This is a genomic window from Cognaticolwellia beringensis, from assembly GCF_002076895.1.
Classification (GTDB): Bacteria; Pseudomonadota; Gammaproteobacteria; order Enterobacterales; family Alteromonadaceae; genus Cognaticolwellia; species Cognaticolwellia beringensis.
The window spans coordinates 3445954-3467085 of the sequence record NZ_CP020465.1 but is presented as its reverse complement, the minus strand read 5'-3'; the positions used below and the strand labels follow the sequence as shown (position 1 = coordinate 3467085).

General features: G+C 38.1%; 18 protein-coding genes. 3 read left to right on the top strand and 15 right to left on the bottom strand.

Features of this window, described 5'->3' with window-relative positions; genetic code table 11:
• Positions 1 to 58 precede the first annotated feature (58 nt).
• From nudC to B5D82_RS14595, 4 genes are all read right to left on the bottom strand, one after another.
• The gene (gene nudC, locus B5D82_RS14610) at positions 59 to 1078 is read right to left on the bottom strand and encodes an NAD(+) diphosphatase (RefSeq protein WP_081152542.1); all 1020 of its coding nucleotides are present in this window, start codon (positions 1076 to 1078) and stop codon (positions 59 to 61) included.
• A 75-nt stretch (positions 1079 to 1153) separates the two neighbouring features.
• Complete coding sequence (gene arfB, locus B5D82_RS14605) at positions 1154 to 1567, bottom strand: alternative ribosome rescue aminoacyl-tRNA hydrolase ArfB (protein WP_081152541.1); 414 nt, start codon at positions 1565 to 1567, stop codon at positions 1154 to 1156.
• A gap of 158 nt (positions 1568 to 1725) precedes the next feature.
• Positions 1726 to 2082, bottom strand: a complete 357-nt coding sequence (gene hpf, locus B5D82_RS14600; RefSeq protein WP_081152539.1) for a ribosome hibernation-promoting factor, HPF/YfiA family — start codon at positions 2080 to 2082, stop codon at positions 1726 to 1728.
• Between the two features lie 144 nt (positions 2083 to 2226).
• Complete coding sequence (locus tag B5D82_RS14595; protein WP_081152538.1) at positions 2227 to 2736, bottom strand: GNAT family N-acetyltransferase; 510 nt, start codon at positions 2734 to 2736, stop codon at positions 2227 to 2229.
• 359 nt (positions 2737 to 3095) lie between these two features.
• Between B5D82_RS14595 and B5D82_RS14590 the strand changes: the two genes are divergently transcribed.
• A complete protein-coding gene (locus tag B5D82_RS14590) occupies positions 3096 to 4199 on the top strand; it encodes a 1-acyl-sn-glycerol-3-phosphate acyltransferase (RefSeq protein ID WP_081152536.1) in 1104 nt (367 codons plus the stop codon).
• A 274-nt stretch (positions 4200 to 4473) separates the two neighbouring features.
• Here B5D82_RS14590 and B5D82_RS14585 read toward each other — a convergent pair whose 3' ends face one another.
• The 3 genes from B5D82_RS14585 to B5D82_RS14575 form a co-directional block, all read right to left on the bottom strand.
• On the bottom strand, positions 4474 to 5910 hold the full coding sequence (locus B5D82_RS14585) for a zinc-binding metallopeptidase family protein (protein ID WP_081152535.1): 1437 nt from the start codon (positions 5908 to 5910) through the stop codon (positions 4474 to 4476).
• Positions 5911 to 6092: 182 nt separating this feature from the next.
• A complete protein-coding gene (locus B5D82_RS14580; protein WP_081152533.1) occupies positions 6093 to 6410 on the bottom strand; it encodes an AzlD domain-containing protein in 318 nt (105 codons plus the stop codon).
• The gene (locus tag B5D82_RS14575; protein ID WP_081152532.1) at positions 6407 to 7177 is read right to left on the bottom strand and encodes an AzlC family ABC transporter permease; all 771 of its coding nucleotides are present in this window, start codon (positions 7175 to 7177) and stop codon (positions 6407 to 6409) included. The genes B5D82_RS14580 and B5D82_RS14575 overlap by 4 nt, the downstream gene beginning before the upstream one ends.
• 305 nt (positions 7178 to 7482) lie before the next feature.
• Between B5D82_RS14575 and pepN the strand changes: the two genes are divergently transcribed.
• Positions 7483 to 10191, top strand: a complete 2709-nt coding sequence (pepN, locus tag B5D82_RS14570; protein WP_081152530.1) for an aminopeptidase N — start codon at positions 7483 to 7485, stop codon at positions 10189 to 10191.
• 72 nt (positions 10192 to 10263) lie between these two features.
• Here the strand turns inward: pepN and kdsB are convergent, their stop codons facing one another.
• The 5 genes from kdsB to B5D82_RS14545 form a co-directional block, all read right to left on the bottom strand.
• Positions 10264 to 11028, bottom strand: a complete 765-nt coding sequence (gene kdsB, locus B5D82_RS14565; RefSeq protein ID WP_081152529.1) for a 3-deoxy-manno-octulosonate cytidylyltransferase — start codon at positions 11026 to 11028, stop codon at positions 10264 to 10266.
• A gap of 56 nt (positions 11029 to 11084) precedes the next feature.
• On the bottom strand, positions 11085 to 11267 hold the full coding sequence (locus tag B5D82_RS14560) for a Trm112 family protein (protein WP_081152527.1): 183 nt from the start codon (positions 11265 to 11267) through the stop codon (positions 11085 to 11087).
• A 122-nt stretch (positions 11268 to 11389) separates the two neighbouring features.
• A complete protein-coding gene (lpxK, locus tag B5D82_RS14555; protein WP_081152525.1) occupies positions 11390 to 12451 on the bottom strand; it encodes a tetraacyldisaccharide 4'-kinase in 1062 nt (353 codons plus the stop codon).
• A 38-nt stretch (positions 12452 to 12489) separates the two neighbouring features.
• Positions 12490 to 14253 (bottom strand): lipid A export permease/ATP-binding protein MsbA, encoded by a 1764-nt coding sequence (msbA, locus tag B5D82_RS14550; protein WP_081152524.1) that lies wholly within the window; start codon positions 14251 to 14253, stop codon positions 12490 to 12492.
• 167 nt (positions 14254 to 14420) lie between these two features.
• Positions 14421 to 16958, bottom strand: coding sequence for a DNA internalization-related competence protein ComEC/Rec2 (locus B5D82_RS14545; protein WP_157673905.1), 2538 nt, complete (start codon positions 16956 to 16958; stop codon positions 14421 to 14423).
• A 41-nt stretch (positions 16959 to 16999) separates the two neighbouring features.
• On the opposite strand from B5D82_RS14545, the gene B5D82_RS14540 reads away from it, so the two are divergent.
• Positions 17000 to 17515, top strand: coding sequence for a DUF2062 domain-containing protein (locus B5D82_RS14540; protein WP_081152521.1), 516 nt, complete (start codon positions 17000 to 17002; stop codon positions 17513 to 17515).
• A 78-nt stretch (positions 17516 to 17593) separates the two neighbouring features.
• On the opposite strand, the gene lolE is transcribed toward B5D82_RS14540, so the two are convergent.
• The 3 genes from lolE to B5D82_RS14525 are packed head-to-tail and all read right to left on the bottom strand — an operon-like array spanning position 17594 to position 20879.
• Positions 17594 to 18859 (bottom strand): lipoprotein-releasing ABC transporter permease subunit LolE, encoded by a 1266-nt coding sequence (gene lolE / locus B5D82_RS14535; RefSeq protein ID WP_081152519.1) that lies wholly within the window; start codon positions 18857 to 18859, stop codon positions 17594 to 17596.
• Positions 18860 to 19666, bottom strand: a complete 807-nt coding sequence (gene lolD / locus B5D82_RS14530; RefSeq protein ID WP_245807482.1) for a lipoprotein-releasing ABC transporter ATP-binding protein LolD — start codon at positions 19664 to 19666, stop codon at positions 18860 to 18862.
• Complete coding sequence (locus B5D82_RS14525; protein ID WP_081152518.1) at positions 19659 to 20879, bottom strand: lipoprotein-releasing ABC transporter permease subunit; 1221 nt, start codon at positions 20877 to 20879, stop codon at positions 19659 to 19661. Before B5D82_RS14525 ends, lolD begins: the two co-directional genes overlap by 8 nt.
• Positions 20880 to 21132: the final 253 nt, after the last annotated feature.

The following is a 21132-nucleotide window of genomic DNA, read 5'->3' as shown; positions in this document are numbered from 1 at the left end:
GTAATTTTGTTATGTGATCGCAAATATTTTATAACGAGTTGTGCCCTGTTCATTGAACTTACACTGTATCCAGACTTAATGCATTATCAGCAATCCGTAATTGCCGCTCACACCATAGATCGATTAACAATCGTGATATTGACTCTTTCCTTGGTAGCTTAGGTGCATCACCTTCATCTCCCCACTCACTAAAGTCTGCTAACTGTTGAGCAGTAAACCAACCAGCGCTACGTAACTCTGCTTCTTCCAAACATAAATCCATACCCTGTGCTTGGGCAATAAAACCTATCATTAAAGAATTTGGAAATGGCCAAGGTTGTGAGTCAATAAAGCTAACACTAGAAACGGTAACGCCAGCTTCTTCATAAACTTCTCTTTTAACCGCTTCTTGCAGAGACTCACCGGGGTCTACGAAGCCCGCAAGCGTGGAATAAACTTGCTCAGGCGTTCTATGATGCTCAGCCAATAAGCAGACGGCAGGGCCAGATTTAGGTTGATATTCAACTAACATAATAACAACAGGGTCAGTGCGAGGAAAATGCTCTTTTTGACAACTGTCATTTTCACAAACTAGACGATGACCACCATCCATAGGCTTTGTTTTACCACCACAATGTCCACAAAACAGAGCACTTTTCTGCCAATGTATTAAGGCTTTTGCATAACTTATAATAGCCGCTTGTTGAGGGTTAAGTAACGACAATGAACGCCTAAAATCAATAAATTCTACCTTATCGAAAGCGACTTTACCCAACCATGGTGTGATCTCGATATCAGTCATTAACGATAGATCACAAACAAAATGGGCAACATCTTCATTCGTGCCTAAAAAAGTTATCGGGCTTCTAGTGATAACGTCGGTAAATGCTAGAGTCTTTGAAAAATCGACATCTGTATCCACGGTACATTTCTCAGTAAATACACATATTTTTTCTTCAATATAAAGGTAATTGCCACGCCAATAAAAATAGAAACGGCTATCTACAGCGCTTAGTTTTTCTTGTAGCCAGGTGTTGCTTTTCCTTAACGTTGATGCGCGATCAAGTGGCATCTGACAAAACGTCAAATCATTATCCATGCGTATTTCCTGTGCGTTTTACTTATCTATTGGTCATTTTATGTGAATTAAATAAAGTTAACTTATTGAAAAATATTAATGATCTACTTTTCCGCGTAATACTTTATTTGTGCTGGTCTTTTTCTTTGAATCTAAACGCCGAAGGTTTGAGCCTTTTGTCGGCTTGGTGGGTCTTCGAGCTTTCTTTACTATCATTGCCGAGTTAATCAACTCTTTGAGTCGCTTTAACGCGTCGTCTTTATTCATTGATTGTGTCCTAAAAGATTGCGCTTTAATAATGATAATGCCATCACTTGAGACTCGACTATCTGAGAGTTTTAATAGCCTATCTTTGTATATGGGAGGTAAAGATGAACGTTTGATATCGAAACGTAAATGAATTGCGGTTTCAACTTTGTTGACTCGTTGACCTCCGTTGCCAGTGGCTCTAATCCCAGTAAGTTCAATTTCCCAATCAGCAATAGTGACATTGTTGGAAATTTCTAACATATAACCTCTAAAAGCCGATTTTAATAGTCTATATATTAAGGGTATTTCCTTGTGATGCCAAACTAATTGGCTGTTTATTCAAGCCAAATGGTAGAAAACAAGCATTAAAAAAGGAGGCTTTCGCCTCCTTATCAGAATAAGATTAATTTAATGGTAGATTAATTCAGGTTCATTTCTTGAACTTTTTCGTGAGCAATTTCGGGTGCTGTTGTTACCGGTTTGCTATGTAAATTAGCCTTTAATAAACCTTTACGATGCTTCAATGCAGCATCCAATTTTTTTACTCCTGTGGCAATGGCAGGATACATCACACTATCGTTCGCTGATACCGACATACGACCACCTTCATATGTAGTGCGAATTTCAATATTATGTTTGTGATGTTCGTAAGATAAAATAATGTCTAGTGAAATTAAGGTTGGAAAATGTGTGGCTATTTTTGAAAACTTTTCATGGATATGTTCTTTAATTGATTCTGTAACGTCTACATGGTGACCTGAAAGATTTATTTTCATAAGGTGTTCCTTTTTATTAGCTACTCATTATTAATCTTGGGCCTAAATGATAAAAATGCAAGTGATTTACAGTAAATATAGTAACTATTTAAATTAATTTGCTCTAGTTCGATATTGATCAATACAAGTGTTAATTTATAAAACTTACGACGCGTTAAGATCAAACAGCATAACTGTTTGATTAGTATCCGCTAAGGTGGTGTGTTTATCAAAACTAAAACCGAGCCGTTGCAATAAAGTTTTAGACGCTTCGTTATCTGGATTACATATTGCCTGTAGATGCTTAATGGCTAGTTGAGCATTGGCATAGTGAATAATCGCTTGTGCAGATTCAAAACCATAGCCTTGGCGACAATACTTAGCGAAAAATGCAAAACCAATTTCAGGATAGTCAATGCCATCTCTTTTAGTTAAGCCTGATATACCAATGGCTTGACCATCATCTTTTTTAACACAACAGTAAAAACTAAAACCAAACTTTGCCTGTACAGCTAATGGGCCATTGTTGATATAATTTAGAGCATCTTGCAGATTTCTAACGGCTTTATCTCCAATATTTTTAATAAATGATTCTTCATTTAATAATGCTAGAATCATCTCTGCATCACTAGTGTTAAGTAGTCGTAGTTTCAATCTAGCTGTATCTAAAATCAAATTACCTCCAAGCGTTAAACTTATACTAAGAACACAAAATTTCTGTTCACTTATTACAGGGGAAATAGCCAACCACTGCGTATAAAGTAAACCAAATAAGCAATGAAATTCGCATCATTAACCAATTTAAAAACATTACGTTATAAAAAACAGACCTAAGCTAAAGCATAATACTTTTCAATGAGGTATTGAAGTTAGCATTAGCAAATAATGCAGACTTATTTATCAACTGCTACTTGTAAGTTTATTTACCGAATTAAATCGATAAACTATTAAACAATACAAGCATTTTTCAATATGATTCGGTTATAATCGCTATTCAGTGATTATTTATGTTTGGCTATAAAAGAGATTTTTGAATGTTTGATGATATACGTCCTTATCGTGATGATGAGGTAGTTGCCGTAATCGAAAAGTTAATTAACGAAAAAGGCTTACAAGCTTCGATCGCCAGTTTAAAAATGCCACGCTTATATCAAGCTCTGCCGCAACTTGCTTGCACCATTGTAAAGTGGTCGTTAAAGTTTCGCGCTCAAAAATTTCACAATATTAAACAAATCCAAATTGAAGTTGCAAAATACTTACATCATTTAATCAAAAAAAGTACTGACGGCTTTAGCTATAGCGGCATGGATAATTTTGATAACACAAAACCTGCACTGTTTATAAGTAATCATCGTGATATTGTTTTAGATGTAGCCTTAGTGAATTTAGCTTTATACAAAAGTGGTATAAATACGGTAGAAGCGGCAGTAGGCGATAACTTACTGCATCAGCCTTGGGTTGCCGACTTAATGCGTATTAACAAAAGCTTTATTGTAAAACGTAACGAAGAAAATAAACGCGCGATGCTTAAAGCGTCTAAACAATTATCTGCCTATATTCATGACACAGTCGCTAACCGAAACCAAAACATTTGGATAGCACAACGTGAAGGACGAGCCAAAGATGGTATAGACAAAACTAATTCAGCATTAGTTTCTATGCTCTTACTTAATAAAGATAAACAAATCCCTATAGCAGATTACCTAGCGGAAATTAACATAGTACCAGTATCAATTTCTTATGAGTTTGATCCCTGTGATAATGACAAAGCAATAGAGCTTGCTGAAAAAGAAGCCACCGGCAGTTATCAAAAACAAGAAGGCGAAGACTTAAAAAGTATTACACAAGGTTTAATTGGTCAAAAGGGCCGAGTACATATTGAGTTTTGTCAGCCGATTCAAGGCGATTACGCCGACAGTAAAGCCATCGCCGCTGCTATCGATAAAGAGATTATTAGCAACTATAAATTATACGACAGTAACTTAGTGGCACATGCAAAGCTTAATCAGCAACAAACTGACGATACTGTGCTTGAACAACTTAACAAACGCATGGAAAACCTGACGCTAGCACAACAGCATTGGTTATTAACCATGTATGCTAACCCTGTCGCTGCAAAGCAGCAGTTAAAGCTATAATTAATTTAAGATTACATCAGTCATTTAATTGCATCATTTAACATGCCTATATTGTTCGAGAGATTGAACATAAAGGTTAGGTTTTAATTAGCATAGTTGTTGGCATAAATGCCGAGTAACAAGTGACTTACAAAGTGACTTTAACTAAGTCAGTAAAAATATAAAAGGGTTAGCCCTTGAAACCAAAAAGCCGTATTGATTAAATACGGCTTTGTTGTTTTCAGTTCAAGATATTACATCATTATTGCTAAACTTAACCGATAAGCATTAATAACTACTTTTCCTGATAAAACGCTGACATCGCTTTGTACAATGAATACAAATCAACTTTTGAACCAACGGCATAAGGTGAATGAATTGATAAAATTGGAATACCAAAATCAATGACTTCCATATTATCGTTAGATAAATCACTGCCAATTGTACCGCCAGAAGCCTTACCTTTATAAGTTGATGTTTGCCACTTAATATCAGAATTGTCTAAATAATTGCGCGTCCATGCCATATACTCAGAGTTAGCATTAAAACCACCACCATAAAGCTTTAAGTTAACGCCATTGCCCAAACGCGGAGCATTCCCTAGTTCCCAGACATTTGACCATGTTGGATTAACACCAGGATTTACATCTGCAGAAATCACTTTAGTATTACGTAATACTTTGCGCAATTGGTAGTCATTATAACTATCGCCCTTTTGGTTATGCAGTAAACCACTAATTAAGTCGACTAAATAAGTAGAGCTCGCACCGGTGTTATTGATATTACCGACTTCCTCATTATCAACTAAATAAGCAATAGCCGTATATTCTGGTGTTTTTTGCTCAGTTAATGCTTTAACAGCAGCTATTGAAGACGCTTTATCATCTTGGCCGTACGCTGCAATCATACTGCGGTCAAAGCCAACATCGCGTGGTTTAGTTGCTGGCACTAAGGCAAGCTCGGCTGATACTAAATCTTCCACTGAAATATCATATTCTGACTTTAAATATTCACTGACTTGATCTTTAATTTTTTTATCTAATTCAGGCTTGGCAGCAACGATAATATCAAGCTCTTCTTTACCGATAACATCGCGACTGGTGCGCTTACGATTAGGCGAGTCAACATGCGGAGCAAGATCTGTCACTAAAAAGATAGGATCATTTTCATCAAAGCCAACTGAAATATTTACCGTGGTGCCATCTTTTTTATCCACTCGTCCCACTAGGGCTAATGGAATATTAACCCATTGATAGGTTTTAATCCCGCCGTGAATATAAGTTTGAAACATAGCAAACTTTTCTTTTTCAAATAAAGGTCGCCCTTTAATCTCAAGACGCGGGGCATCAATGTGAGCACCGACGATACGTGTGCCTTGCTCTAGTGGTTTCTTACCGATCACAATCAGGGTAATAGTACGATCACGGTTAACATCATAAAAGCGCGCACCTGGTGATAATTTGCTTTTTTCGGTTAGTTTTTTAAAACCTTGTTTTTTAACCCGCTTAATAGTCTCTGTAACGAAGGTTAATTCCGTTGGTGCTTTATAAATATAATCTTTATATTCAGTTGCGTAGCGTTCTACTGCTTTCAGCTCTTTAGCACTTAAGTTTAACCAGCTAGATGGAGATTCAGCCTTAGTTTTGGTGTCTGCCGCTTGAACAAAGCTAGTTTGTGTAAACGTCAAAGCGCTTACAATGGCAATAGTAGTTAATGATTTAGTTAAATTCATAGCAATATTTATAATGATAATCTCAGATAAAAGGCGTACGCCATCTTAAAAGCTATCAATATCAACTGACAAGCTTTATTCGATAAGCAGTGCCTTTTTAGCTATAAATACCATAAAAACATGCATTACTTGCATAATAGATCAACATTAAAGAAGCTAACCTCTACTGTGAATGAACTAATTTATAGTGTTAGAAGGTAACGACTTAAAACAAAAGCAATAAGTCCAATAAACATGGTCAAATAGATACTTTTACTTTTTGCCGCTGCCACGATCGCAAATGATGCAGCAATTAAATAGGGATTATGCAGTGACACATTTAACTCACCTTGCTGAATAAATATAATAGGTACCCAAATAGCGGTTAATACCGCCGGAGCACTAAAACTTAACAGCTTCGCCATTTTTGCCCCCAAGCGTACAGGCAAGCGTGGATGAATAAATAAATAACGCGTGGTAAAAGTGATCAGCGCCATTAACGCAATAGTCAGTAATGTCATGCGTTGTCCTTAACTGATGGGCTCAATGTATTATTGTCATCATCAGGAGCATCTACATCCTTGTTTTTATGTTGAAAACGGTCAGTAAGATAACCACAGTACATAGCAATTAATGCCGCCGCTACTAAATCTAATTCAAACTGCATTAACTTAAACAGCACAGATAACAGCGCAGCAACAATCACAGTAACCAAAATAGGTATGTTAATGATGGTTGGAATAACTAAAGCAATAAAAGTCACAGCAATTGCAAAGTCTAAGCCTAAATGAGTTAAATCGGGTAAATAACTACCGGCAATAACGCCTGTCACATTCCATAATAACCAAAAAACGTAGAAACTTCCGCCAGCCACTACGGCATATATTAATCTCAACTGCCCAACAAAAGACTTGCTATGACTCGACAAGGCGAATAGTTCATCGGTTAATAAAAAGCCTAGTCCGTAGCGCCACTTGGTTGGTAAAATTTTTAATTTATCTCGCAAAGCCAAACCATACAAAAAGTGTCGCGAGCTAATAATAAAAGTGGTGAACAAAATAGTAGCCAATGAGGCATTATTCGCAATTAATTCAATAGCAACCAACTGAGCTGAGCCAGCAAATACGATAAGAGGCATTAAAATAGCTTCGAGGGCAGAAAAATCACGCTGAATAGCTAAAGAGCCACAAAGAATCCCCCAAGGCAAAACCGCTAAATTAAGCGGCAGCATGTCTAAAAATCCTTTTTTCGCCATTAACCAGCGCGCTTTTTTCTTAGTAAGAGCCATGAAAGGTAAACCTAAAATATGCATTGATATAAACAGGAAAATAATACTATCATTTTTTCAAAAGCTTGCGGTTAAAATATCAGTCATATGGGGAAAAAATCATTCTGTACAATTGGAATAATTACTTGTTAATAATTATTCAAAGTTGCTCAAAAATTTAAAACATTATTTAAGTTGAATCACTATTTAAGGTAAATCACTATTTAAATCAGTTAAACGGTAATATTTAACTTATTGATTGTGGTATAAATAGCCTACCAAATGTAATAAAAATGTAAATTTAAATGACAAGGAATTAATCCCATATGAATACCCAAGCGTCGATATTGGCAAAATCGCTCAATATGACAATATTTTCATCTGCGATTGCAGTAACAATTGCTCTAAGTGGTTGTAGTGATAATAAGTCAACAACAGAAACTCCTGGTATACAAGCCACTGAAAAAGCGACTAAAATAGTGCGCCAATTAAGTGAGTCTCTTAACGCAAACTATGCCGAAATGCGTGCCAAACAAGTTAGCAATGTTAGTTACCAATTAAGCGTTAATCTAGATACTGAAAGTGAACGTTTTTCAGGTGTTTCAGTGCTTAATTTTCAGTTGGCAAAAAATAACATTAATGATCTAACCATTGATTTTGATGAAGGTACTGTTACCGCTTTAAAAGTCAACGGAAAGCCAGCTGAATTTAGTTATGACAAATGGTTTATTACTGTACCTGCTAATGCATTAACAGCCGGAGAAAATACAATTAAAGTGGCTTATGAACGCCCTTACGCCACCGATGGCTCAGGCCTACATCGCTTCGTTGATCCAGAAAATGCAGAGGTATATCTGTATACAGATTTTGAACCTTATGACGCTAATCGTCTTTTCCCTCATTTTGATCAACCAGATTTAAAAGCTACCTATGAACTTGAGGTCAATGCACCGAGTCATTGGCAAATTATCAGTGCTACTCGCGAAACCTCTATCGAAGAAACTGGCGACACCAAACATTGGGTATTTCCTGCTTCTGCTAAGTTTTCTTCTTATGTTTTCTCATTACATGCCGGAAATTATGCGGTTTGGGAGGATAACTTTGAAGATATTCCACTGCGCTTGTTTGCTCGTCAGAGTTTGGCTGAGTATGTCAACAAAGAGGAATGGTTTAAACCGACGAAGCAAAGTTTTGCTTTTTTCAATCAATATTTCGATGTTCGATACCCCTTTGTTAAATATGACCAAATAGTAGCGCCTGACTTTAATGCTGGAGCGATGGAAAACGTAGCGGCTGTCACATTTAATGAAGGCTATATTGCGCGCGGTGAAAAATCTACGCAAGCAAAAATGAGTTTAGCTAATGTGATTGCCCATGAAATGGCCCATATGTGGTTCGGCGATTTAGTTACTATGCGTTGGTGGAATGGCTTATGGTTAAACGAAAGTTTCGCCACTTATATGGCCAACCTTGCGATTGCAGAAGCTAGCGACTTTGAGAACACATGGGACGTATTTTACTCTGGTACTAAACAATGGGCCTACCGTAGTGATGACTCGGTAAACACTCACGCCATTGAGTTACCCGTTGCATCAACAGGAGAAGCACTCTCAAATTTTGACGGTATAACATACGGTAAAGGTGCCTCGGTGCTTAAGCAGTTACCTTATTACTTGGGTGAAGAAAATTTTCGAGTGGGCGTAAGTAACTACTTGAAGAAATTTTCTTATAAAAATACCGATCTTGATGATTTTATTGGCGAGCTTGGTAAAGCGGCAAATAAAGATATGAGCCAATGGACGCAAGACTGGTTATACAATGCAGGCTTAAATACCATTAAAGTAAACTATCAGTGTAATGATGATAAAATTAGTCAATTTTCTATAACCCAATCAGCGCCTGAAGGCTACCCTACATTACGTGAACAACGCGTACAAATTGGCCTATACAATATCAACGACAACACCATGACCTTATCGTCTGCAACACCGATAATGTATCAAGGTGCAAACACAGACATTAAAGCCGTGATCGGTAAAGCTTGTCCTGACTTAGTCTATCCAAATGAAGCGGATTGGGGTTATGTGAAAGTCGACTTAGATGACAAATCACTTAACGCCATACAAAAACATATTAACGCTATAGATAACACCACTATGCGCCTTATGCTATGGCAAAGCTTATCTGACAGTGTAAATGACGCCAACCTTTCAGCCGAAGCTTTTGTCAGTTTTGCCATTACCAATATCGCCGGTGAAAAAGACTACAATGTAGTGCGTAAAATAGCTGGCAGTTTAACGTCTGCATTAGGTTACTTAACTACCGCGACACGCCAAGGGCAAAAAGATTACTCAGCACTTTATAGCCAAGTAGAAGACCTTTACTTATCACTTTTACAACAAGCTGAAGCGGGGTCTGACTTTCAAAAAATGTGGTACAGCCGTTATGTTAATGTGAGTAAAACGAGTAAGCATTTAGCTAACCTACAAAATATATTACACGGTGAACTGAGCTTTGACGGCTTACTGATTGATCAAGATAAACGCTGGACGTTAGTGGCAAAAATGAACCGTTACCAGCAGGGTAATTACCAAGCGTTATTAGTTGCAGAGCAAGCTAAGGATAATTCAGATACCGGTGTTAAAAATGCTATTTATGCAGAAGTATTGCGCCCTGAAGCCGCAATTAAAGATAAATGGTTTAATGTGGTGATTAATAACCCTGAAAAGTTAAAGCTTTCGACATTACGTTATATTATGTGGGGCTTATTTCCGTCAGAGCAACAAGCTTTGGCAGCCCCCTACAAAGCTAAAATACTGGCGCACATCCCTAAACTCAATGAGGGTAGTGATTTGTCAATGTTAGAATCATTCACCTCAAGCTTATTACCTGCAAAATGTACAGCGACAAGTGAGCAGGAACTTGCTGATTTAATTACCGCGTACAGTGAAATGAAACCACAAGCATTGAAAAGTGTTAAAGCGACTCACCAAGAGATCGGACGTTGCATAAAAGCACTTAAGCTTTTGAAGTAATTTCTACCTAAGTACCAAAAACCAAAAAGAGGCTTAATCGCCTCTTTTTTTTGCTTCATAAAACTGAATTATTTACAGTGACTTTGCGTAAGCACGAGCTTTTTCTAAATCTTCCGGGGTATCAACGCCTTCAACTTCTAAACGTGTTTTCGCAACGTCAACATGTATTTTTTCACCTTGCCAGAGAACGCGAAGCTGTTCTAATGACTCAACTTGCTCTAACTGGCTAGCTGGCCATTGCACATAGTCCTTAATAAAACCGGCACGATAAGCATAAATACCAATATGGCGAAGATAGAAGTCGCCAATGGCATCAATGTTGTCATTATTTAGAAAACGTTCTCGATCGTAAGGAATAGTCGCGCGACTAAAGTAAAGTGCATAGCCATTTTTATCACATAACACTTTAACCGCATTAGGATTTAGTGCTTCTTCTACATTATTAATTTTCATCGCTAACGTGGCCATACGTGCTTGGTTTTGGCTTGATAGGTTATCAGCAACTTGAGCTATATTTTCAACAGGAATAAAAGGCTCATCCCCTTGCACATTAACAATAACTTGCTGATCGGAAAACTGATAGGTTTGCATAACCTCAGCAAGACGTTCAGTACCCGACTGGTGATCGGCTCGGGTTTTACAGACTTCGCCGCCAAAGCTTTTAACCACTCGGGCAACTTCATCGTTGTCAGTCGCCACAATGACTTGCTCAGCGCCACTGGCTAAGGCCTTTTCCACCACCCATTGAATCATAGGCTTTCCAGCAATATCAGCGAGTACCTTACCCGGTAAACGTGATGACTCAAATCTTGCAGGGATCACTACCACAAACGACATAAAAACCTCATTAGTCTTGTTTTTCTAAGAACGCTATACGTACTTTAGTGAAAAAATTATGCGTCATCTGCAGTAATGCGACGCGCTTCATTTTCTAGTAACACCGGAATATCTTTTTCTATTGCATAAGCTAAACGGTCAAATTTACAAATTAACTCTTGTTGCTCTTTATTGTAATCTAACTTTCCTTTACATACCGGACACGCTAGGATTTCCATTAATTTAGTATCAAACGCCATTATTCTCTCTCTTAAAGGTAACATCGCTTGATAACTCTGTATCAAGCGTTAAATTTTGTTAATGCTTGCCAGTTAGGCTAATAATGCTAACTAACAGAACTATTATTATTTTTTGCTCATGCTTATAAATGATGAATGTTAACAAGCCCAGCAATTTTAGTGATTATCGTCGCTATCGAGTCGCCATTCGTATTAGGTGTAAACTCTGCATCTACCGGTAAATACCAGTAATATTCTTGGGCAAAGCTCGCACATTTCACCGCATCTTTTTCGGTCATCAATAGCGGAATTTCACCAGAGAACGGTGCTAAATCATGTGCTGAAAAAGCTTGATGATCAATAAAACCTTGAACCGACGACAAAATAAACCCCACTTGCTCAAGGGTATTAAAGAATCGCTGAGGATCGCCAATTCCAGCTATCGCATTGATGCGTTTATTCATAGCGAGGTTTTGTGCTAAAAAGATATCTAGATCAACACTCTTCCCGCTTTTAACATTAATCACTTGGTTTGCCTTTAGCACCATGGTTAATATCGGTAATGCGAAAGCACTTGCTTGTTTTTGCCATGTACTCAAGCCGTTAACAATAACACAATCTGCACGAGCTATTCTGCTTGTTGTCTCTCGTAATGGCCCTGCAGGTAATAATAAACCGTTACCAAATAAACGTTTACCATCAATAACAACAAACTCAAAATCTCGTGCTAAACGATAATGTTGCAGGCCATCGTCAGCAATAATTATTTCACAGCCTAGTTCAATTAAGCACTGACAAGCTTTAATTCTATCAGCGCCAATAACTACAGGAACACCACTACGTTGAAAGATTAACAACGGCTCATCACCGGCTGTTTCTGCACTACTTTCATCAGTCACTTGATAAGGATAGTGTGGTGCTTTTGAACCATAACCTCGACTCACCACGCCAATTTTTATACCTTGCTCAGTTAGCTTTTCAACCAAACATAAGGTTACTGGCGTTTTACCATTACCACCAATGCCAATATTGCCCACCACTACAACCGGCACCGACATTTTTACCTGCTTAAATAATCCCACCTGATAAGCTAAACGGCGCAGAAAACTCAGTACGGCAAAAAGCACGCTTAATGGTAACAACAATGGCACTATTAGCCATTTCGCTGGATGGCCCTGAAACCATACTTTTTCAATTAAGCGCATATTTTATCGCTGCTGTAACATGTTAAATACATAAAAATCTAATCACCGAATTGAAATTTATGTAGCTGAGCATAGGCGCCGTCTTTCGCTAATAATGTTTGATGGTCACCTTGCTCTTTTATTTGACCTTGCTCCATCACAATAATTTTATCTGCGCTCTCTATCGTTGATAAACGATGGGCAATAACGATACAAGTGCGATTTTGTTGCAATATGCTTAAGGCATCTTGAATATGACGTTCAGATTCGGTATCTAAAGCACTCGTTGCTTCATCTAAAATTAAGAATGGTGCATCACATAATAATGCCCGCGCTATGGCTACACGTTGACGTTGCCCGCCGGACAACATCGCACCATTATCGCCAATATTCGTATCTAAACCTTCAGGTAAATCTTCAACAAACTCCATTACATGCGCTTTACGGGCTGCATCTTCAATTTCTTCACGAGTTGCCTCAGGCTTACCGTAAGCAATATTATTAGCGATAGAATCATTAAATAACACAACCTGTTGAGAAACATAAGCAAATTGTTTACGTAAATCTTTTAATTTGTAATCTTTAATATCTTTGCCATCGATTAAAACTCTGCCGGTTGTGGCATTATAAAATCGTAACAATAACGAACTTGCGGTAGATTTTCCGCTTCCTGAACGCCCTACCAACGCAACCGTTTCACCAACATTGGCCGTAAAACTTAAATCAGTAAGTGCCTGTTTTTCTTTATCATCATCATAAAAGAAATTGACATGCTCAAACGCTAATGTCCCCTTTGCACGTTCTATCGCAATAGTACCAGTATCATGTTCTGTTTTTTGATCAAGCACGCCAAAAATACTGACACAAGCAGCCATACCTTTTTGAAATTCACTATTCACTGTAGTCAAAAGTTTTAAAGGGCGAAGTAGCGTTACCATACACATCAGTACCGTCATAAAAACACCGGCCGAGATATTGGCGCGCATTGAATCTAAATTGGCAACATACAAAACAAACGCTAAAGCGAATGAGGCAATAATTTGAATAATCGGCACACTAGCCGCTTGAGTGGCAACCATTTTCATACGCTGTTGGCGATTGTGTTTATTAATTTTCGAAAAACGGTCAAATTCTCGTTGCTGACCATCAAAGGTTAATACTACTTTGTGGCCATTAAAGGTTTGCTCTGCCGCCGTTGTAACCTCGCCCATCGCATTTTGTATACCTTTACTGATAGTACGAAAACGCCCTGAAACCACAGTCACTATGCCCGCAATAACTGGCGTGATCAGTAAAAATATCGACGCTAACTGCCAGCTGTTATAAAACATAACTATGAGTAAACCCAAGACAAACGCCCCTTGCTGTACTAACGTTAATAAGGCTTTAGAAACGGCACTTAGTACCTGTTCAGTATCAAAGGTCAGTTTTGAGATCAAGCTGCCGGTAGATTCTTTATCATGATAAGCAACCGGCATAGACATAACGTGTTCAAACAATTCTTGACGAATATTAGCCACCACATTATTGCCTAACCAAGCCAAGGTATAATTGCCGGCAAAGTGACAAATACCGCGTAAAATGAACATCACCACAATGACATACGGCGCCCATTTCATAAATTCGGGGTCTTGGCCGTCAAGGCCTTTATCGATTAACGGTTGCAGTTGAGAAAAGACAAAACTGTCGATAGCGGCATAACCTAACATGCCTAAAATCGAAACAACGGCGGCCGCTTTATAAGCTTTGGCATAAGCCAATAGGCGCTTAAAGTTTTGTCGCGTGGTCTCTTCTGTAGTCGGTTGTAGTGGTTTTGTCGACATTCATACTCTCAATGCGTTATCAAAAAATATCATCCCTAAGGGACTATACCAATTGGTATTATTAAATTGCCTCAGTATTTTAGCGTTATTTTGCCAATCAACCAACTGATAAACATTTATTGGTAATATAAATTCGTTAATGACGACAATAAACTATCAACAGCTGATTAATTTCCGAACCAATATGGCCGAATATCCTCTCGATAATTGATAATTTCAATCTTGCCCTTAATTTTCTCTACAACTTTACTACCTTCAACATTTACTCCTTCAACAGTTACTCCAACATTATTATTAGTTAAATTATCTGCTGTATTAATTTGGCTAAATTTAAACGTTACCATTCCCACTTCGGCTGTATTGAAGGTAGTAATATCAAAAGCGTTATAGCGCGTTAATATTTCCTTCGAAGGCATATGCCACTGGTTTAAGTAACCTGCGCTAAATACCACATAACGCGGAGAAACTGCTGATAGAAATCGACGACTAGAAGAAGATTTAGAACCGTGATGCGGAGCAATTAACAAATCACTGCTAAGTTTATTATCCATGCCCGCAACATTTAATAGCCGCCGTTCTTGTTTTATCGATATATCGCCCGGTAATAAAACACGATGAATACCATCACTAATAGTCAGCACACAAGAGTCATCATTTTTATCACCTATGGCTTGCATTGGCGATAGCATTTCAAAATTTAATCCCTGCCAATCAAAACGCTGCCCTGATAAACAATGTTGGTCCGGATTTAGGTTAATATCGTTGGCAATAACAAGATCAATGGCTATTTTTTCTCGTAAATGACGTAAACCGCCAGCATGATCATTGTCGTTATGACTGATCATAACACCATCAATAGATTGATAGCCTTTGTGTTTTAAATAAGGTAATAGCGCGGCATCAGCCATATTAAAACCACTCGGGTAACTTGCTCCAGTATCATAGATAAAAACATGGTTGTTCTTCTCAATAACAATGGCAAGTCCATGACCAACGTCAAGAACAGATAATTGCCATTCTTTATGCTGATGAGCACTAAAATAGTCAAACGAGATTGAAATCAAAAATAAACTTAGCGTCGCAATAAACTTCATCTTGCTGAGTCTAAAAAACAGCGCCAACGCTATAAAAGCGAAAAAGAATAACATGACTTGTATTTGCTGATATGAAATAGCAACCATTGCCCACTTGGCATTGGCTAAATAAGTTAGCCAATGCCAAACATATGACAAACTTACTAAGGCAAAATCAGCAAAACAGTGCGATAACCAAGTACTGAATGGCAAGGCTATTACCGCAAGTAGCGTTAAAGGGATTACGGTAATACTCATTAAAGGTACGGCAACAATATTAGCTAAAAACGCCGCTAATGGAAGTTGATAACTTAATGAGGCCGCAATGGGTAACATAGCCATGGTTAAAGCAAACTGCATAACAACCAGTGTTTTAATCCATAGCCATGAGCGCGATTTAAGGTTACGCCATTGTTTTTTCAATGCCGTATCAGGTTCTTTTTCAAAGATTAATAATGATGGGAGCTTTGTCGTTTCTTCAAATTCTGATTTATGCATTGAAAAACGAGAAAATGTTGAAAAAATGATAACTAAAGCTGAAATTGAAAGCCAAAAGCTCGCACTGAGTAAACTTAACGGCCAAACGAGTAAAATAATAACGATAGCCAATAGAAACCAACGTAACAGATTAACTCTTATATTCAAAAACCTAAGCGACCAAAACAATAGCAGCATTACTAATGCGCGTACGGTAGGAATAGAGAAACCAGCTAAATAGGCGTAATACCAAGCCATAAAACAGCTACACAACACGGCAATGTAACTTAAGTTTATTTGCATCAGCTTTAACTGCCAATGCTTCGTCATCAATAAACTCAATGGCAATAAGCGAATAAGCATACGTATAAAAACTAAACTTGCAAAGGCAACAATGCCGATATGTAACCCAGAAATTGCGATAAGGTGCTGAGTGGCTGTTGCTGAAAGCACCTGCCAATGATCGGGCGTTAACTTGCCTCGCTCGCCAAAACCCAAGGCTAAAATTAACGCGCCAAGGGGTTCTTCATCCAGAATAACAGTTAATTTTTGATATAATGTTTGGCGCCAACTCGTCTGTTCATCCAGTAAAATATTTCTCTTTTTAGTCTTGATTAGCGTTTTAGACTTTTTATCTGGTTTTACATAACCTGTAGCCACTATTTGTTGTTGCCTCAGCCACACTTGATAATTAAAACCACCAACATTTGCCAAGCCATGCGCGGGTTTTAGTTTTACCGCTAATTGCCATATTTGTCCTTGTAATAATGGCTGAACTGCACCTTTCCACGTTAGGCGCACCGTGAACTTTTCATTAATCTCTCTTCCTTGCCAATGACTTATAAGGAAATTAAAACGACTATTACCGGACTTTGTATGGACAATATTACTGACTTCGCCTTGAATCAGTTGTACTTTTTTATGAAGTTGTGCAAGCTCAATGTCATTTTTTTCTAAGCTTTGCTGGTATTGGTTGCCAGCGAGTAGGATCCAAACCATGGCAAATACAGCAATAGCCATTAATCTAAACTTATTAATAACAATAAGTAATAATGAAATTAACAATATTGTAAGTAGTAAAGAAAACTCTGGCACTATAGGCATGAATAATGACAAAATAGCACTGATAAAAAATGTTAGTAGCCACCATTCCATAGTGATCAATATCCATTTAGCCATTAAAGTTAAGTAAATTTATGCCGAAAAAACTCATTAAACGCCTAATGCCAGATCATCAAACGATTAAAAAAAATAAGCATTTAAAAATTTTCGGTACGCTACTGCATAACGCTAATTTATGGCATCTTAACCGCCGTTCAGTGAGTAAAGCATTTGCTGTGGGGTTATTTTTTGCCTTTATGCCCGTACCATTTCAAATGGTTTTAGCGGCAGGCTTTGCAATTATAGTACATGCAAACCTTCCTTTATCGATTGTCCTTTGTTGGATCACTAACCCTTTGACTATGCCGGCAATTTTTTATTTCTGCTACCTAGTTGGCACTTGGATTATTGGTGTTCCAACAAGAAAGTTTGCTTTTGAAGCGAACTGGCAATGGTTAGTCGATAGCGTTTCCACGATTGGTCCCGCATTTATGCTCGGTTGTGTGGTGCTTGCGACTATTTTTTCTATCTTAGGATATTTAGCGATAAATACATTTTGGCGCTTTTCCGTTGCCAAAGAATGGAAGAAAAGAAAAGAGCGCCGAAGTTAAAACATATTGGCGTTTACCGAATAAGTCATTCTCATTAACATAAAAACAACGAGTTTTTATGTTATAAAATCATCCCATTTATGCTTGCCCTAGCACTTGTGCAGGTTCAACTTTTGTTGCTCGCCATGCAGGATAAATAGTCGCTAACAAACTCATAGCCAACGCAGTGATAACGGTATTAATAACATCTTGCTGGCGTAACAGTGTTGGTAAGAAATCAATAAAATAAACATCTGAAGATAAAAACTCCATCGATAATGTCGTTTCAATGGCACGAATAATATCCGTTAAATTCAACGAAATTAAAATCCCCAAACTAGCGCCAAGTGCACATCCAACAATGCCATTCATTAAACCTTGAAACATAAAACTGGTCATAATCGTGCTTGATTTAGCGCCCATGGTTTTTAATATCGCAATATCTGATTTTTTCTCATTTACGGCCATAATCAAGGTCGACACTATGTTAAAACTCGCCACGGCAATCACTAGCACCAAAACAATAAACATCACTAAACGCACCAGTTGAATATCATTAAATAAGTGACCATGACTGCGCGTCCAATCCAACATATAAACATAAAAGTCAAAATTGTATGCTACGTCTCGAACAATTTGTGGCGCCGCAAAAACATCCGCGACTTTTAGACGTATACCTTGCACTTCATCTGCTTGATAACCGAGTAGTTCACTGGCTTTTGCTAAGTTAATAAATACTTGTGTGTCATCAATGGTACCGCCAAATTTAAACACACCAACAATGGTTGCCTGTTGGGTCATGGGTACTGGAAATTGTTGATTTTTTCTCGATTGTTGGTTATTCGAAACAACGGGTGGTAGTAACAACTGAACCGTATCTCCCACCTGTACCGAAAGCTTACGCGCAATACCTGCGCCAATAACAACACCATTTTCAAGCATTAAATCTTGCCAGTCACCTGCGATCATATAACGTGAGATAGCCGAAACTTGCTGTTCTAATTCTACGTCTACACCACGTATTTCAACACCTTTAAGTGCCGCAGACTTTTGCATCATACCTTGCGTTTTTATAAACGGAGCGGCGGCAATCACCTTTGGGTTTTGCTGAATTAACGCAACATTTTCCGGCCACTTATTAATAGGCTCATTAACAGCCAGCACTTCAGCATGAGGCACAATAGATAATAAGTGCGTAGCTAAAGCCCGTTCAAAACCATTCATTGCTGACAGCACAACAATTAGCACCATAACGCCAATGGCAATACCAATGGTTGAAGATGCTGATATAAATGATGAAAACCCTTTACTATGACGACTTCGAACATATCGTAAGCCAATAAAAACACTTAACGGTTTTAGCACCTAAGCTTCCCCATCGTTCGATTTACTTATGTCGTTAGCTTCTTCAAGCGGCTTTAGGTGTCCGTGGTCTAATTTTAGTTGCCGATCCATTTTTGCCGCTAACGTTAAATCATGAGTGACGATAACAAAGCTAGTATTTACCGTGCGATTTAACTCCTGTAGCAACTGATAAATTTGTTCAGCCGTATCAAAATCTAAATTACCCGTTGGTTCATCGGCTAAAACAAGCGATGGCTTAGTTACTAACGCACGAGCAATAGCAACACGCTGACGCTCACCACCGGAAAGCTCTGACGGTCGATGATGACTGCGATGGGCCAAACCAACCTGTTCAAGCATAGCTTGAGCTTGGGAAATCGCTGCTTTAGGTTTATCGCCACGAATCAACAATGGCATAGCTACATTCTCTTCTGCAGTAAACTCCATCATTAAATGATGAAACTGATAAATAAAGCCGATATGTTGGTTGCGAAATTTCGCTCGCTGTTTTTCAGTTAACTGATGAATATTGACACCATTTATAAACACTTCACCAGCACTTGGCGTATCTAACGCGCCAGCTAAATGCAAAAATGTACTTTTACCACAGCCAGAACTGCCAACAATAGCAACTAATTCCCCTGCTTTAACCGCTAAATCAAGCTTCGACAATACCTGTGTTGTAACAGGTCCTTGCTGATAAGATTTACTTAGCTGACGACACTCTAGCCCCAGTGCAAGTCCAGCTTTAACTTTGGATTCATCGCCGTCTGTGTTTATGTTGTTATTCAATTCACTGTCCATTTTATTTTTCAATTTACTATTCATTTCTTAATACCTCTGCAGGCAGAGTTTGCGCGGCACGATAAGCAGGATAAAGCGTCGCTAAAAAGCTCATTGCTAGCGCAGAGGTGACAATGACTAAAATATTTACGGGGTCAAGCGCAATAGGTAATGTTTGCCCTGCCCCTAATAAATTAACCCCGAGCAAACCAAATATAGTGTTTAAATTCAGCGTTAGTATTACCCCAAATGTTACGCCCAAAATAACGCCCAAAATACCATTAGTTAAGCCTTGGGTAATAAATATTTTAACAATGCCGCTTCGATCTAAACCTAGTGTTTGTAAAATACTAATTTCACCTTGTTTATCAATAACTACCATTACTAATGCTGAAACAATATTAAAAGCTGCAACGGCAACAATTAAGCTCAGCATTAGCCACATCATATTTTTTTCCATACTCACCGCAGCAAACAATGCCCCTTGGCTCTCTTGCCAGCTTACAAATTGAAAGTTTGGGTACTTAACTGATAACTGTGAAATGACTTGCTGAGCGTTAAACGCATCATCCAAATATAGCCTTAATTGATTAACGCCATTACCTTTGTTTCGGTGTAGTTTTGCGCCATCCTTAATTTCAATATAGACCATAGCCTCATCTACTTGAGATCCAACATTAAAAATCCCCACAATAGTAAAAGTACGATGAACTGGCACCCGGCCCATAGGGGTAAACAAGGTTTTATTGGGTAAAGTTAAGCGTACAACATCACCTAAGCTAACATTTAATTTTAGCGCTAAAGCTTGCCCTAAAACAAGGCTAAATGGCTGTGTATCTAAATGGGATAATTGACCATATTCCATGGCACTATTGATAATATTATGCTCTTCAAACTCAGGCATAATGCCATGTACTAAAACACCTTGTAGCGCTGTTTTAGACTGAATTAATGCTTCACTTTCCTGAAAAGGTGTAACTTGCGTAACGCCAGGTAAAGCGAGAATATCATGCTGTAAATCTCGCCAATTATTAATGTGGGTTTGCGGGGTAGACATTAACACATGTGGCACCAAGCCCAATACTCGCCTTTTTTGCTCGCGCTCTAAACCATCCATGACAGAAACAACCGTGATCAAAGAGGCGACACCAAGCACAATACCGATAATAGAAAAAAAGGTGATAAAAGAAACAAAACCTTTTCCATGACTGCTACGACTGTACTTTAAGCCGATGTAAACACTAACTGGCTGAAACATGAACTCTTTCTTTATTGATAATGGTAATAGTACCAAGATTATTGAGCGTAAAATCATAGCACAGCTCATAAAGATATATCTTCTGACTTTATTAACTTTTCCATATTTTACGAAAAATGTGGTAAACAATAAGCAAAAACCTGCGTATCAAAAATTACAGCCGACAGATAACCAATGCTTTAAGCCGAAACCGCCCCCCGAACAACCACGCTAATTTAGTCGATTAATCGCCCTATTAATTGCAGTGTAAATT